Source organism: Pseudoalteromonas sp. HM-SA03 (assembly GCF_002289345.1).
Lineage (GTDB): Bacteria > Pseudomonadota > Gammaproteobacteria > Enterobacterales > Alteromonadaceae > Pseudoalteromonas.
Map to the genome: position 1 here is coordinate 1 of NZ_NSDG01000209.1, position 15555 is coordinate 15555.

The window sequence follows — 15555 nt, forward strand, 5'->3', positions numbered from 1 at the left end:
CCACAGTGCGATATCGACAGTTTACTGCCCTGGCATGTTAGCCTCTAGGTGTAGTTAGCCGTACGCTTACTGAAAGTAAGCCTGTATTAGCGAGTTGATAGACAAACTCTTCACTAAGGTTGAGTACTTTTGCGATACGAGGGATTGAAAATACCTCAGATGAGGACTGCTCCATGAGTGCAAGAGCTTCGCTTTCGCTCACTTGAATAGCTCTAATACCATCAAGGCCCTTATCTACCATATAAGATACCTTCCCAGCTTTTAGTGATCGTAAAATTGTTACAAATAACTCAGGATATCGCCCAGACCAAGCTTGCAGTAGTTTTTGTATTGGTCTTAAGTCATGACCTTCTTTCATTTCTCCCTTAAGTAAAGACTGTAAGTACGTTTCAACCGTGTATTCAGGTATTCTCCAAGTAGAGCAAGAGCCTTTTACTGGTGCAGTTACTCCTTCTTGTAACTCACCACTATCTATCAACTCAACAAACTGGCCTTTAGTAACACCTAATGCATTTCTTGCCTCAACAGCTGTCATTTGAGCCTTGATGAAAAACATTCTAGTTTCAAGGTGAGGTCGGCTAATAACTGTATAATACCTGTCTCCTTTTAACTCTAATTTTGCTTCTATCCAGCCAGAATCAATAGCGGCTGTAATCGTAGACTTGGGTATTTTATATTTCCTTACTGCATGATGTAGTGCTATCCAATGCGCTCCCTGTATTGCCTTTTCTCGAAAAAGTGTATTTCTCCGCGACAAGGGACGAACAGAGTAATGGCTGACATACTGCTCTAATAACTGCTTGTAGTGTTCAAAGCACGGCTCACGACATCGCGAGTAAAAGTCCCTGTAGAACATTATGAGGCGACAAATATCACTGTCGTTCATCTTCATTGCTTGAAGGGTTTTTAATGCTGCTATGAAGCCTTCAGTGCCTCCAAACAATGTATTAGCAGCATCAACTACATAATCTCTTCCTAAATCAATTGAATTCAAGTGAATATTTGTCCCTCTTCTAAGCTCTCTGTGATTTGGAACTCTTCTCGTCACGAGTTCTATCACTTTAACCTTATCATCTAATGTCAGGTTATTTTCACTAGGCATCAGACAGTCAGACGGAAGCTTCCTGTTTTCAAGGAAACATTGCATTGTATGTACATTTTCAGGGCAAGCTTTCACCCTATTATTTGAGAAAGCATTCCCACAACGGCAATGCAGAAATGGTTTGTCAACACGTCTATTCATCACACCACACTTAGTGCATCGGTCAACTAACCAAACTTTATGCTTCGTGCAGCACATTGAGACCTTCAATACCCACTTATCTCGCCAGTATTCCCCCTCCTTTAAACAAGTTGGGCAGAAGCGAATTTCTTGGGTCAAGTGAGTGTTTCTGATCCGATCTGCATATTTGCAAGGAACACTAAATCCACCTTTAGCAGCCCAAGTCTGGTGTGATAGATAACTCCCTAAGATAAAATCTTTAGTACCAAAACTATTTTTATTGGCTCCAAGAATAAGCCAAGACATTGTTTTGTAGTTATTTAGTTGTGTTAATCGTTTAATATAACCCAATGGAGATTCATCGGGGTTCATTGGTGGGTGTATTAGTGGCTTAATTATTTCCATTACAAAAAGGGAGGCACAGCCTCCCGCCTTACGTTGAGTAGCTACACGGAAATTCTGTAAAAAGGCATATTTGGCTTATCTAGCCTTGACCAGCAGAACCCATCATTAAACGGATTCAAATTACCTTTACCTTCATCCCAAACATACTGAGTGAATGCAGCTTCCAATGCTTCATTCGTGATCTGGCTCAACTCTCTATTTACACTAACAGTAAACGCCCCAACAAAAATTTTTACCATATAATCCATGATCCCATTCGTGGCGAAATGAATCTGTTTTACTAGTGTTGGTGTCAATACCAATCTTGCTTCCAAACCTAGCTCTTTATCAAGGTGAGCGAGCACACCAGCAAACTCAGCCATGTCATCTTTATTAGCAATACTGAATGGTGGAAGCTTTATCTGCTGGCTAAACCTTCTCCGAAGTTGCTCATTCACTTTTAAAATATCACTAGCTCGTTCTAAACCCATAAGAACAAAGCACGCGCTCGAATTATCAATTAGTCGTTTCAACCAATCTGATACCTCAGCAGCTGCTTGTCTATTTCCATGATCTATAAAGTGTTGAAGCTCATCCAAAACAACGAGCTTTACATCTAACTCCCTAAGAAGAAACAAAATCTGATTGGTCTTGTAAGCAACGCTTCCTTTGAAATAGTTTGCTTCCCCTAATTGTTTCAATACCTCTTCTGCCATATTCCCTATCGTAGGTTTGGAAGGTGTATCAACACATAGATAGGGTTTTAACTCCCTATCAGTTAGCTCAACATTTGGATATATTTGTTTAAGCTGCTTCTTTAATGTGCTTTTCCCTGTTCCTGATTGTCCAATACAGAATAGATGTTCACTTAGCCCTGTTAAATTTCGCATGCGAAAAACAGTTTCAATACTGTGCAGAGCCTGATCATACTTTGAGTGTCGTATGATTTTTTTCTTGATGGAGGCAATGCGCTCAAACATTTCGTTCTCATGTGTAGCGTTCATAACTCCTCCAATTTATCGATATCAAATTCAGGCAACAGTTCGAATACTTCAGGATCAGTATTTACTTCAACTTCAGCAATAGGAGCAGCATTTGATAGAGACAAACTGTCATTTTGCTCCGGCTGACTCAACCGAGCACCTTTACGGCGTTCCTTCAATAACTTCGCAGATTTTAATACTTCGATTGCTTCAAATAGCTTAGCCCTATGTGCCAACGTTGCCTTTTCATTCTGCTCACCTAACCCTTTATCAACTAGGTTTTTTCGGATGTACTTATGCTGACGAAGTGATAGTCCACCTGCGTAGTCTGGGTTGATACTGGGTATACAAATAAAATCTCCGTGCAAGTCATCGTACACCCAAATACTGCCTATGTTTTCTTCGTCATACCGAACTGTTACCTCGTAGTTGTGCTTTCTTCGCTCTCGCATTTCTCGGAGTATAGGGGCACTGTAGAACTGATTGAAAATCTCAATCCCTTTGTGCGATAGTGTGCGAGTGGTTTCAAGCGTTAAGGATAAATTCAATTTGTGAAGGCTTTCAGGCAGCATCGGTTCAAATTTTTGAGCGCCTTCTTGCCATAACATGGCTGGTGACCTTTTGGTTGTCGAATGAACTCTTTGATGATAGATATCAATCATCCAGCGATAGATGAGATTGCGGATCTCTTCTAATGATAAGCATGATTTTTCAACACTGTCGTAGTCTCCGCGTTGTTTTACATTACTGAACGTTGCGCCCGGTAGCTTTTGGCAAACTTCAGTATTTAGCGTTCCAATAAACCTCTCAACCACGCCTTTATAGTGAGGAGTCTTCTTCGGGCAAAATTGCAAGTTAACGCCAAGCTCTCCACACAACCTCTGAAGAGCATCAGAATGAAATTCCAGTCCGTTATCACATATTAGCGTTGTTGGTATTCCAAATGACTCCCACTTATTAGTAACATCGTTATATACGCTGTCAGACATTAATTTAGGCAAGATAGCTTGTCGTAAGGCTCTCATAACAGACAATTGTGATGGTGGTTCAAATCCAATATAAATACCAAGTACAAGTCTGGAATATACATCTATAATTACCGTGAGCGTTGGACGCCCTTCGGCTTCTCCTGTGTTAGGGTTAACAGAAATCACATCCAACTCTGTATGGTCAACTTCAACCCGCTCCAGAACATGTCTTACTTTAGGCCCTGCACCAACAGTTCTAAAGTAAGTATCAGCTTGTTGTTTTCCTTCCCGTGCAGCCATTTCCTCATACTTATTGATATCACCGACTAACCGGTAGAAATGGGATTTACTAGGGTAACGAAGAGGCTTAACACGCATTGCGTTCAGCTCATTCATACGATGATGGAACAATCGATATACATCACTTTTACTCGGTCTATTTTCGGTCAAATAGACTTCGTTAATGAGCATTGTTACTTCATTGAGCACAATATCATTAAATGCCCGACACCCGGACTTCCCTGGCCGCTTATCCATAAAAGATAATATGTCGTTGTTGCAATCATAGTACTTCTTCCACCATCGATATACGCTTATGAATGATGGAGGAACCGGGTCATTTAATTGCTTCGCAACCATACTGATAATGGGGAGTACCTTCTCCTTAATACAAATAGGTGGTCTTCCTAGATTTTTGATACAAGATGAAACATACCCATACTTTCTCATAATTGAACGCTGCATATCAGCAGGAAGACTCTCTATTCCCTTATGAACTCTTGAACTATGATTAGCATCTTCAACTCGAACTTGTGTTCCCCCCATCAAAACTAAACACCCTCTACCGAATTGCTCTAACAAATCTAATTTAGAAATCCGAATAAGCCCAAGATCAGATACTCTCTCAAGCTCAACTAATTCATCCAAAATTCTATTAATACGATAATTCGCACTGTTCAAAGTCAGGTGCAACCCGACCATTAAAGAGGAAGTTTTCACGGTTACTCTCCGAGGTTAAGCTAATTTCAGTGTCTAAATCCAATGGCTTTTCTAGGGGTGCCGAAGCATGCCCATGTGCAATAAAGGAGTAAACATTCTTCAAAGAACCTGATACTTTTGAAAGCGTCTCAAGACTTGCTGCATCATTTTTCTTTAGGCTGCGCTTGAGTATCTTTATTTCATCGCCATTCAGACGATGTAATAAATATGGCTTTAACATCGTTAAGTTTCGGAGTAGTTCCGGTTTAACTAGTTCTTCTTCTGTCAGTACCACATAGCCAAACCCTCTTTCTCCTAAAAAGTCAGATGCAGCACATAGCAACTCTTTTATCCTTGGATCGTTCACTCTTACCAACGGCTTTACTTCTACAAAAAAGGTAGAACCAGACTTTGTTCTTATTTCAAAGTCTGGAGTGTACTTGCATACCCGACCTTTACAGGGAAAATATAAGGTTGCAGGTTGTTCGTGATAAGACTTAACTTGATGGGAGAACTCCATCAACATACAGGCTTTTAATTCAAGCTGAGATTCCCAGCCAATTGGCCGTTGGTTTTTATGCGAGGCGTAGTAGCCAACAACTCTTCCTTTTGATGGCGATACAGGCTCTCGCACACGTCGATGGATCTTGTAGGGGCTAGCACCCCTCTTCCTTGTTTTTGCACGCTTAATCGTGCCGAAAATTGGCGAGGTTTCTTGATTTTTGGCCATGAGAAATCCTTACTAAAAAAGTAATAAATTTTAATTTCATTGGTTAATTTAAATTTGGCCAGTTGACTCAGGAATTAAGGAAGTAGATACTTATCTTGCTACGGGGTAAGTGTTTTACTTGCTTCATCCTGGTGGGACCGGCGAAAGTCGTGTCCTACTAGGTCTCCATCATATCTCTCCTATTAAGTAGCTCTTCATTCATCTTAGATACTCAATATCATTTTTATAATTGATATTTGCTTATCGCTTAGCACACCCAATTTGCCCTTTAATTCGTGCAGTAACTCAAACTCATATGCTGAAGTCCCCTTGGGAACTCTAAAGGTAAAATCAGATATCTCAGCATCTCGAAGCAAAGCTGCACTTTCTTCAGCATCTAAATCAAGTTGCTTAATAATACTTTTAACAATCCATGCTGAGGGCGCGCCTTTTTGACCGCTCTCAAGCACACTCACATAGCTTGACTTAATACCGACCTTCTCAGCCAGCTCGATTTGTTTTAGGTTACGTGAACGGCGTAGCTTTTCTAGACGCATTCCAAATGGAGTCATAGTTCGATTTCGAAAATATCATTTTTTCCAATTAGTAATTTATATATCAAACATAGAAAAAGATCAATTTTATTAATAAAATCATAAAGTTATGTATACTAGTATACACATATAAAGTAGCTAACTCTTTGATAGGAAAGTAAATATGATATTGAGTGTGATAGGAAATAAAAAAGGCTACCTAAAACTTTTAGATAGCCTTCTATTTTCAAGAATTCTGATAAAGATTTTCAAGTATGTGAGAATCTTTATCAAGGATTATGAGATCCCACAAGATGTTTGAGTTTACACGTCTAAGTTAACAACTCTCAGTGCATTTGTTTCGATAAACTCTCGACGAGGTTCAACTTGGTCACCCATTAAGGTTGCAAACAATTGGTCTGCAGCAATGGCATCTTCAATGGTCACACGTAGCATACGGCGAGCATCTGGATCCATCGTTGTTTCCCAAAGTTGGTCAGGGTTCATCTCACCCAATCCTTTATAGCGTTGTGTATACAAGCCACGCTTAGACTCTGAGATAAGCCATTCAAGACCAGCCTCAAAATATTCGATTGCTTGAGTCTTCTCACCACGCTGTACATAACCGCCTTCGCTGATCAAACTACCAATCTGACGACCCGTGTTCGCAATGCGAACATAATCTTTAGATGTAATAAAGTCGAAGTTCAAAGTATGCGCTTTATCAACACCGTGCTGACGAATATTGATCACCGGATAATACATATGGCGCTCTTCATCAAATGCGACTTCTGCGTTGAAGATAGTGGCGTCTTCGTCTTTCTTCACAAGATCAGCAACCAAGTTTTCAGTCCACGCCGTTACTTTTGCTTCATCAGATAAGTCTGACTCGGTGAGCTCTGGGTGGTAAAGCAAACGGTTCATGATTGAAGACGGATACTTACGCTTTAAACGCTCAATGATATCTATCGTATTTTGATAATCATGCACTAAGTTTTCTAACTTGTTCCCAGAAATTGGTTCAGCACCTTCTGCTGGGTATAACGCAGCATCGTTAAGTGCTAATGTCGTTAGGTATGAAGTTAGTGCATTATCATCTTTAATATAGCGCTCTTGCTTACCTTTCTTCACTTTATATAGTGGTGGCTGAGCAATATAGACATAACCGCGCTCGATGATCTCTGGCATTTGACGATAGAAGAAAGTCAGTAGCAGCGTACGGATGTGTGAACCATCCACATCCGCATCGGTCATGATGATGATGCGGTGATATCTTAGCTTTTCAGGGTTATATTCATCACGGCCAATACCACAGCCTAATGCAGTAATTAGTGTTGCCACTTCCTGAGAAGAAAGCATCTTATCAAAGCGTGCTTTTTCTACGTTCAGGATTTTACCTTTGAGCGGCAGAATTGCTTGGTTCTTACGATTACGACCTTGTTTAGCAGAACCACCCGCCGAGTCACCCTCCACTATATATAGTTCAGAAAGTGCAGGATCTCGTTCTTGGCAGTCAGCGAGTTTACCCGGTAGACCAGCTAAATCCATAACGCCTTTACGACGAGTCATTTCACGTGCTTTACGTGCAGCTTCACGAGCGCGCGCAGCATCAACGATTTTGTTTACAACGGTTTTTGCATCGCCTGGGTTTTCTAGCAAGAATTCAGTTAGCTTTTCAGCCATCATTTGCTCAACAGCCCCTTTCACTTCACTAGAAACGAGCTTATCTTTTGTCTGTGAAGAGAACTTAGGATCAGGAACTTTAACACTAACAACAGCTGTCAAACCTTCACGGGCATCGTCACCCGTAGCACTGGTTTTATACTTTTTATTAAAGCCTTCTTTTTCCATGTAGGTGTTAAGCGTACGCGTAAGTGCTGCACGGAAACCCGCTAAGTGAGTACCACCATCGCGTTGAGGAATGTTATTGGTAAAACAGTAGATGTTTTCTTGGAAACCATCATTCCATTGCATAGAGACTTCTACGCTAATGCCATCATCACGCTCAGTCGAAAAGTGGAAAACACTTTGATGAACTGGCGTCTTCTTACGATTTAGATATGCAACGAATGCTTGAATACCGCCTTCGTATTTGAAGTGATCTTGTTTATTCTCTTCGCGCTCATCACTTAAAATGATGCTTACACCAGAGTTAAGGAAAGATAGTTCACGTAGGCGCTTGGCTAGAATATCGTAGTGGAAATTTGTATCTGAGAACGTTTCAGCACTTGGCCAGAATCTCAATTCTGTACCAGTAGATTCAGCTTCACCGATAACACCTAACGGCGCATCTGGAACACCCATAGTGTATTTTTGCTGATGCACTTTGCCATCACGGCGGATTGTTAATTGTAGTTTTTCAGAAAGTGCATTTACAACAGAAACACCTACACCGTGCAAACCGCCAGATACTTTATATGAGTTATCATCAAATTTACCACCGGCATGTAGTACAGTCATGATAACTTCCGCCGCAGAAACCCCTTCTTCTTCGTGAATTGAAGTTGGGATACCACGACCATTATCTCGAACAGATACAGAGCCATCGGTATGAATTGTTACGAAAATATCGTCACAATATCCTGCTAGTGCTTCGTCGATTGAGTTATCAACGACCTCAAACACCATGTGATGTAAACCAGTACCATCGTCTGTGTCACCGATATACATTCCCGGACGCTTTCTTACAGCATCCAATCCTTTAAGTACTTTAATACTCGACGAATCGTAATTTTCCGACATGGTTTCTTCCAATTATTTTGTTATTAAGCTGCCATGTTCCACGTGGAACATTTTAATTTCACGTTCCATTGGTTCAATAACGGCGGCAATACTTTCTGGAGTGATAGCAGTGATAAACAGCTGTGACTGACATTGCGCCAACAGACGCGATACCGCCACCTTAGTATCTTCACTAAGCTCCGAAGGTAAATCATCAATAAGCAGAATTGACTGCTTATTACTCTCTTGGTCAATCAAACTGTTTTGCATTACTTTGAGTGCATACAGTAATAACTTGAGTTGGCCACGAGAAAAAATATGTTCTACGCTGTTTCCTTGAGTATAAAAGTTAAAGTCAGCCTTATGCGGCCCTTTACTTGTATAGCCAAGTTTTACATCTCGCTCTAACTGATTTGTTAATACCTCAGCTAGTTCCCCCTTCCAGCCCGCTTGAAAGCGAATTTCAAGGCCTTTAAAGATAGGGCTTATATCCCCTATCTTATCAAAAAAATGCGTCTGAAACCTACCTATATAAGCCTCTCTAAACATATTTATTTGCTCAGCAAGGCGTACAAACTCCTTATCCCAATAACTTAGCTGGGATTGGAGATCTCTCGGTTTAGATTTCAATAAAGCGTTACGTTGCTTGAGCACCTGATTGAACATTTTCCATGTGGAATAAAACTGATGTTCCACGTGGAACACACCTAAATCAAGAAACTTACGACGCTCTTTTGGACCACCAAAAAACAGCTCATAGCTTTCTGGTGTAATAACTTGAACAGGTAAAACCTGTGCTAATTCTGCCACTTTCCGGCTTGCTTGCCCCTGAATTCGAAGCTTAGTTTCACCACTGGTATATTTACTAATACCAAGCGGTATAGACAAGTTATGTAGTTGTTTTTTAGCATGAACAACGCAATGAGAAGCCTCATGCTTGATCATTAATTTTTGCAGATTGGTACGGAAAGATTTACCACTGGAGAGAAAGTAAATGGCTTCGAGCAGACTGGTTTTACCGCTACCATTTTCACCGAGAATGACATTAACGGCATTGCTAGGTGAAAGCGCCATCGCCTCAATGTTTCGAAACGCATTGAGGCTAAGGTGAGTTAAACTCATAACTCTATAAACGCATCGGCATAACTACATACATTGCATGTTCGTCACCAGCGGCTTCAATAAGCGCACTGCTGTTCGCATCAGAAAGCGTAAATTGTACATCTTCAGACTTTATTGTATTTAACACGTCTAATAAGTAAGAAACGTTAAAACCAACTTCAAGATCATCGCCTTGGTAACCTACCTCAACAATTTCTTCAGCTTGCTCCTGCTCTGGGTTATTGGCACTAATTTTTAATTGCCCATTACTCAGATTCAATCGCACGCCACGAAACTTCTCGTTAGAAAGAATAGATACGCGCTGAAATGCACTACGTAGCCAATCGCGATTTGCGGTAACTAACTTGTCCCCGCCACGAGGTAATACGCGACGATAATCAGGGAATCGCCCATCCACCAGCTTACTCGTAAAAGTAAATTCGCTGTCGATGATACGCACATGATTAGCGCCAAATTGAATGGTGATAGTTTCATCATCCGCAGGCAGTAAGCGCATGATCTCTTGCACGCCCTTACGAGGAATGATCAATTGACGTTGCGTTTGCAATGACTCTGGTAATTTTTGCTGCGCAATTGCCAGACGGTGACCGTCAGTGGCTACCGTTTTAATTTCACTATTATCTACTTCAAACGACATACCATTTAAATAGTAACGTACGTCTTGGTTAGCCATAGAGAAATGCGTTGCTTCTAGCAATTTTCTAAGCTCTAAACGCGTTATAGCAAATTCAACCTCACCATCCCACTCTTCAAGATTAGGGAAATCTTCAGCAGCTAAGGTTGTCAATGAAAAGCGACTTTGACCGCTAGTCAGTAAAAGTTGATGCTCCTGACTACTCAGCACTAAATCCGAGTTATCAGGCAAGCTCTTACAAATATCTAGAAGTTTTTTCGCAGGCAAAGTGATCTTGGCGTCTGGCACATTTGTTTCAAGGGCAACAGATGCAACAAGCTCTATCTCTAAATCTGTACCTGTCATATGTAGTGTGCCATTTTTCATTTCTAGCAATACATTAGACAAAATAGGCAGTGTATGTTTGCGCTCAATAGCACCCGACACCTGTACCAGTGGCTTTAAAAATAGTTCTCTTGGAATCGTTATTTGCATCATTTAACCCTTAAGAAGACAGCGTTCTAATTAAGTTTTGATAATCTTCTTTTACCTCATGACTTTCATCACGAAGTGCTTTTACTTTTCTACACGCGTGTAACACGGTGGTATGGTCGCGGCCACCAAATGCATCACCTATTTCTGGTAAGCTGTGGTTTGTCAGTTCTTTAGACAATGCCATGGCAACTTGTCTTGGTCTTGCAACTGAACGGCTACGACGTTTTGACAATAAGTCAGAAACACGTATTCGATAATATTCCGCCACGGTGCGCTGGATATTATCGATGGTAACGAGTTTGTCTTGTAACGCTAATAAGTCGCGTAGCGCTTCTTTAACAAAATCGATAGAAATTGGGCGACCAGTGAAGTTGGCATTAGCTATCACGCGGTTTAACGCACCTTCTAACTCTCGCACATTAGAGCGTAATTTCTTAGCAATAAAAAAGGCAACTTCGTGTGGCAAGTTAATATTACTTTGCTGCGCTTTCTTCATTAGGATAGCAACGCGAGTCTCTAATTCTGGTGGCTCAATAGCAATAGTTAACCCCCAACCAAAACGCGACTTCAGTCGGTCCTCAACCCCTTCTATTTCTTTAGGGTAACGGTCAGAAGTTAGAATAATTTGTTGGTTGCCTTCAAGCAGCGCATTAAAAGTATGGAAGAATTCTTCTTGCGAACGCTCTTTGTTTGCAAAGAATTGGATATCATCAATCATCAATGCATCAACGCTACGGTAGTAACGCTTGAATTCTTCAATGGCATTATTTTGTAGTGCTTTAACCATGTCCTGAACAAACCGCTCTGAATGCATATAAACAATTTTTGCATCCGGTTTTTGTTCAAGAATACCATTGCCCACGGCATGTAATAAGTGTGTCTTACCTAAACCAGTTCCACCATAGATAAATACGGGATTGAATGCAGAACCTGGATTATCAGCAACTTGTGTTGCAGCGGCTTTTGCCAGCTGGTTAGATTTACCTTCTACAAAGTTATCAAAAGTGTAATTCTCTTTAATATTAGCCTTGTGCGAAGATTTAGGTGCAGGCTCAACTTTTTCTGCCATCTTTGGCTGAGTGCCTTGCAGCATCGACGTATTATCGGTTGCATGACCTACACTTGTGGCTTTTTCGTTAGACACACTTGGTTGTGCAGCTAACACAGGTTTGCTGCCTACATCAAAGTGCAACTCTGGTGCTTCATCACCACAGATCTCAATCAGCAGTTCATTGATGCGGTGGAGATACTTTTCTCGTACCCAATCCAATACAAAACGATTTGGCGCATAGATAGTTAGCGTATCATCAGTACTTTCTGCCTGTAGTGGTCTTACCCACATGCTAAATTGCTGAGATGGCAATTCATCTTGCAAAACATATAAACAACTTTGCCAAACCGACAGATACACTCTGAACTCCAATAGGTTTTGATTCCCGGGAATAAAAATAGAGCATTCAGATCTAAAATAATCAGATCTAAATGAAAGGATCGCCGGAAACACTTAGTTTTTATTACAAAATCACTGGTGGAAGCGGGGTATTATGAAGTGATCTTATCCACAAGTTCAATATTGACATTTAGAAAAAGCAAGATCTCACCCTAGTAAAAAAATAAACACATGAAATTTAAAGCTTTTTATTTTTTACCCACAAGTAAGATCATAGCAAAAAACTCTCCCGATCTCACCCCAAAATTAAGATCAAATTTAGTTTTCCAGAGCTTTTCCTATTCTTACTAAATGCTATAATGCCGCCCATCGGATCAGATCTATGCAGATCGATTTCGTATTGATCCTACTTTATGTAGATCGTCTATGTTTGCTCGATAGCTTTGCCAAGTTTTGTCTATATAAAGGATATAGAAACCTCTCACTGTGGATTATTTAGCCACAGAGAACAGATTTTGATTGACTTTAGACGCGCTCAGCTTTAATATCTCGCGCTCGCAATGGCACCTGTGCCAGGATCGCGACCTGCATAGGATGTTTTAACTTTTAACCGATCGGATGGAATTGTTATGAAAAGAACTTTTCAACCTAGCGTACTTAAGCGCAAGCGCACTCACGGTTTCCGTGCTCGCATGGCGACTAAGAACGGTCGTAAAGTATTAGCACGTCGTCGTGCTAAAGGCCGTAAAGTACTTTCTGCTTAATATTTAGTGGAAGACTTTAGCTTTAGCAGGGAGTTACGTCTGTTAACTCCCTCGCATTACTCCCGCATATTTCAAGAGCCAGCTCGCGCTGCTACGCCTTATTTTACTCTACTTGCAAAACCAAATGATGTTGGTCATCCAAGACTCGGCTTAACTGTAGCTAAAAAACGCTGCAAGAAAGCATGTCAACGAAACCGTATCAAACGACTTGCCAGAGAAAGCTTTCGATTAAATCGTCATAAACTTGATAACATCGATATTGTGTTGATGGTCAAAACCGGTGTTGACGAGCAATCTAATGAAGAGCTAACTAAACAGCTCACTAAAATGTGGCGCAAAATAAATGAACGTTGTAAGCCAGGTGCACCTAAACCACCTTTTAAGCCAAAGCCTCAACACAAGCGTTCAAAAAATCCTCAAGCTAACGCGAAAAAGCAATAATCTGCTTTAGCCTTTCCTTTTTACGGCGCATTTACCCTTGCTAGCATAGTAATTTTACGCCAATTAAGGTAAGGTTAGCTCACCTTTTAATCAGCTATATCAATGGAAAAATAGTCTGTTTTTGCCCACTTGGGTTGAAGCAGTAAATTGAGGAAATTGATATCTACAAAGCCATGAATTCAACTTCAGGGCGTAGCAAGATCAGAAATCAGTTCAAAGCAGCTTGTTCGCTTCCCAAGCACCTGCTTATATTGCTGATCCGCGGTTATCAACAATGGATTAGCCCCCTACTAGGGCCTCATTGTCGCTTTAACCCGACCTGTTCTAGTTATGCAATTCAAGCAATTAATTTACATGGAATTGCAAAAGGGAGTTGGTTAGCGGTTAAACGCATATTAAAATGTCACCCTTTGAGCGCAGGTGGAGATGATCCTGTACCTGTGAAGTCGACTAAAGTTAAACAACACGAGAAATAAGAGCTGTTATGGAATCGCAACGCACGTTTTTATTTATCGGTTTGTTGCTGGTTTCGTTCCTACTGTTCCAAGAGTGGACACAAGAACAAAACCCGCCACAAGCTGATACCAGTGCCGTCACACAACAAGTGGCGAACTCAACCCCAACAGAAGAGCAAGCTGATGTGCCTGCATCAAGCCAATCCGATGTCCCAGTTGTAGCAACTCAGGCAACACGTTCTGTCATTAGCATCACTACCGACGTACTTTCGGTAAAAATTGATACTAAAGGCGGTGATATCGTTGAAGCTAATTTACTACAACACGCAGAAACCCATGGCAGCGACACGCCTTTCATGTTACTTGGTGAATTTGAAGGCAAGCAGTATGTTTCACAGAGTGGTTTAATTGGTTTAAACGGCCCTGACGCAAACAAAGCTGGTCGCCCAGTCTATGAGTCTGCACAACAGCAATATGAGCTTAATGGCGATACATTACGTGTACCACTGACTTTTACTGATGAGAAAGGCGTACAGTACACAAAAACTTATGTATTTAAAGCAGGTAAATATGATGTTGACTTAGAATACCAAGTTAACAACACCACCTCATCACCTGTTCAAGTACAACTGTATACACAAATCAAACGTACGCGCCAAGATAAAGGTAGCATGGTTGATCAGACCTACTTAGGCGCAGCCTATGGTACCGCTGAAGAACCTTATGAGAAATACAGTTTCTCTGATATGGCGGATGCGAACCTGAATAAAAATACCCAAGGCGGCTACGTTGCTTTCCTACAGCACTACTTCGTCAGTGCATGGGTGCCAGATCAGCAAACCAATAATACGATTTATACCGCGCTTAGAAATGGTAATGGTATTGTTGGTATGAAGAGCGAGCCAACCAATGTTCAAGCAAATAGCACGGCAACTATCCATGCGGTGTACTACATGGGTCCTAAAGACACAGAAGCGCTTGAAGCAATTCAAGAAGACCTAGATCTCACGGTAGACTACGGCTGGTTATGGTTTATTTCACAACCTTTACTGACTCTGCTTAAGTTCCTTTACGGTATTTTAGGTAACTGGGGTCTGGCGATTATTGCTATCACTTTGATTGTGAAAACGGCGTTATACCCTCTAACTAAAGCGCAATACACCTCAATGGCTAAAATGCGCATGCTACAGCCTAAGATGCAGGCACTAAAAGAGCGTTATGGCGATGACCGCCAGAAGTTCGGCCAAGCGATGATGGAAATGTACCGTAAGGAAAAAGTGAACCCAATGGGTGGCTGTTTCCCACTGTTACTACAAATGCCAATCTTCCTTGCCTTGTTCTACGTATTCCTTGAATCAACAGAACTACGTCATGCTGAGTTTATGTTGTGGCTAACGGATCTATCATCAATGGACCCGTACTACGTACTACCTGTGCTATTTGGCGCAAGTATGTTCCTAACACAAAAACTACAGCCAATGACAGTTACAGACCCAATGCAACAAAAGATGATGACTTACATGCCAGTCGTGTTCTCAATCTTCTTTATTTGGTTTCCATCAGGTCTGGTACTTTACTGGTTAGTTTCAAACCTTATCTCTATCGCTCAGATGCTTATCATCTACCGTGGTATGGAGAAAAAAGGCATGAAAGTACGCGGTTAACGCTCGTACACCTTGAATAAAAAACGCCAGCTTCACAGCTGGCGCAGATTGATGATAAACCCCGCTTTTTTAAGCGGGGTTTATTTTTCCCAGTTGTTGGAGCAGTTTTCTCT

The 15555-nt window shown here is 41.1% G+C and carries 13 protein-coding genes; 4 read left to right on the top strand and 9 right to left on the bottom strand.

What is annotated here, in order from left to right; translation table 11 throughout:
* Positions 1–37 precede the first annotated feature (37 nt).
* The 9 genes from CKO50_RS23540 to dnaA form a co-directional block, all read right to left on the bottom strand.
* Positions 38–1594: a TniQ family protein gene (locus tag CKO50_RS23540; protein ID WP_176474747.1), complete on the bottom strand. Its 1557-nt coding sequence runs from the start codon at positions 1592–1594 to the stop codon at positions 38–40.
* A 74-nt stretch (positions 1595–1668) separates the two neighbouring features.
* Entirely contained in the window at positions 1669–2610 is a 942-nt protein-coding gene (locus CKO50_RS23545; protein WP_095730123.1) for a TniB family NTP-binding protein, read from the bottom strand.
* Complete coding sequence (locus CKO50_RS23550; protein WP_141240191.1) at positions 2607–4556, bottom strand: Mu transposase C-terminal domain-containing protein; 1950 nt, start codon at positions 4554–4556, stop codon at positions 2607–2609. Before CKO50_RS23550 ends, CKO50_RS23545 begins: the two co-directional genes overlap by 4 nt.
* On the bottom strand, positions 4492–5265 hold the full coding sequence (locus CKO50_RS23555) for a TnsA endonuclease N-terminal domain-containing protein (RefSeq protein ID WP_095730125.1): 774 nt from the start codon (positions 5263–5265) through the stop codon (positions 4492–4494). Before CKO50_RS23555 ends, CKO50_RS23550 begins: the two co-directional genes overlap by 65 nt.
* Positions 5266–5468: 203 nt before the next feature.
* A complete protein-coding gene (locus CKO50_RS23560; RefSeq protein ID WP_095730126.1) occupies positions 5469–5816 on the bottom strand; it encodes a helix-turn-helix domain-containing protein in 348 nt (115 codons plus the stop codon).
* A gap of 285 nt (positions 5817–6101) precedes the next feature.
* The gene (gyrB, locus tag CKO50_RS23565) at positions 6102–8519 is read right to left on the bottom strand and encodes a DNA topoisomerase (ATP-hydrolyzing) subunit B (protein ID WP_095730127.1); all 2418 of its coding nucleotides are present in this window, start codon (positions 8517–8519) and stop codon (positions 6102–6104) included.
* 12 nt (positions 8520–8531) lie between these two features.
* Positions 8532–9620: a DNA replication/repair protein RecF gene (gene recF, locus CKO50_RS23570; protein WP_010604162.1), complete on the bottom strand. Its 1089-nt coding sequence runs from the start codon at positions 9618–9620 to the stop codon at positions 8532–8534.
* A 4-nt stretch (positions 9621–9624) separates the two neighbouring features.
* Positions 9625–10728: a DNA polymerase III subunit beta gene (dnaN, locus tag CKO50_RS23575; protein WP_095730128.1), complete on the bottom strand. Its 1104-nt coding sequence runs from the start codon at positions 10726–10728 to the stop codon at positions 9625–9627.
* Positions 10729–10738: 10 nt separating this feature from the next.
* A complete protein-coding gene (gene dnaA / locus CKO50_RS23580; RefSeq protein WP_095730129.1) occupies positions 10739–12139 on the bottom strand; it encodes a chromosomal replication initiator protein DnaA in 1401 nt (466 codons plus the stop codon).
* Positions 12140–12747: 608 nt separating this feature from the next.
* Between dnaA and rpmH the strand changes: the two genes are divergently transcribed.
* The 4 genes from rpmH (at position 12748) to yidC (ending at position 15442) form a co-directional block, all read left to right on the top strand.
* Positions 12748–12882, top strand: coding sequence for a 50S ribosomal protein L34 (gene rpmH / locus CKO50_RS23585; RefSeq protein ID WP_010376846.1), 135 nt, complete (start codon positions 12748–12750; stop codon positions 12880–12882).
* Positions 12883–12888: 6 nt separating this feature from the next.
* Entirely contained in the window at positions 12889–13323 is a 435-nt protein-coding gene (rnpA, locus tag CKO50_RS23590; protein WP_010376847.1) for a ribonuclease P protein component, read from the top strand.
* A gap of 173 nt (positions 13324–13496) precedes the next feature.
* On the top strand, positions 13497–13799 hold the full coding sequence (gene yidD / locus CKO50_RS23595) for a membrane protein insertion efficiency factor YidD (RefSeq protein WP_176474748.1): 303 nt from the start codon (positions 13497–13499) through the stop codon (positions 13797–13799).
* Between the two features lie 8 nt (positions 13800–13807).
* A complete protein-coding gene (gene yidC / locus CKO50_RS23600; RefSeq protein WP_039493144.1) occupies positions 13808–15442 on the top strand; it encodes a membrane protein insertase YidC in 1635 nt (544 codons plus the stop codon).
* Positions 15443–15555: the final 113 nt, after the last annotated feature.

Bases quoted from the DNA above. Each gene is read 5' to 3' on its own strand.
- CKO50_RS23540 (WP_176474747.1), bottom strand. From the start codon at position 1,594: ATGAACCCCGATGAATCTCCATTGGGTTATATTAAACGATTAACACAA.
- CKO50_RS23545 (WP_095730123.1), bottom strand. From the start codon at position 2,610: ATGAACGCTACACATGAGAACGAAATGTTTGAGCGCATTGCCTCCATC.
- CKO50_RS23555 (WP_095730125.1), bottom strand. From the start codon at position 5,265: ATGGCCAAAAATCAAGAAACCTCGCCAATTTTCGGCACGATTAAGCGT.
- CKO50_RS23560 (WP_095730126.1), bottom strand. From the start codon at position 5,816: ATGACTCCATTTGGAATGCGTCTAGAAAAGCTACGCCGTTCACGTAAC.
- gyrB (WP_095730127.1), bottom strand. From the start codon at position 8,519: ATGTCGGAAAATTACGATTCGTCGAGTATTAAAGTACTTAAAGGATTG.
- recF (WP_010604162.1), bottom strand. From the start codon at position 9,620: ATGAGTTTAACTCACCTTAGCCTCAATGCGTTTCGAAACATTGAGGCG.
- dnaN (WP_095730128.1), bottom strand. From the start codon at position 10,728: ATGCAAATAACGATTCCAAGAGAACTATTTTTAAAGCCACTGGTACAG.
- rpmH (WP_010376846.1), top strand. From the start codon at position 12,748: ATGAAAAGAACTTTTCAACCTAGCGTACTTAAGCGCAAGCGCACTCAC.
- yidD (WP_176474748.1), top strand. From the start codon at position 13,497: ATGAATTCAACTTCAGGGCGTAGCAAGATCAGAAATCAGTTCAAAGCA.
- yidC (WP_039493144.1), top strand. From the start codon at position 13,808: ATGGAATCGCAACGCACGTTTTTATTTATCGGTTTGTTGCTGGTTTCG.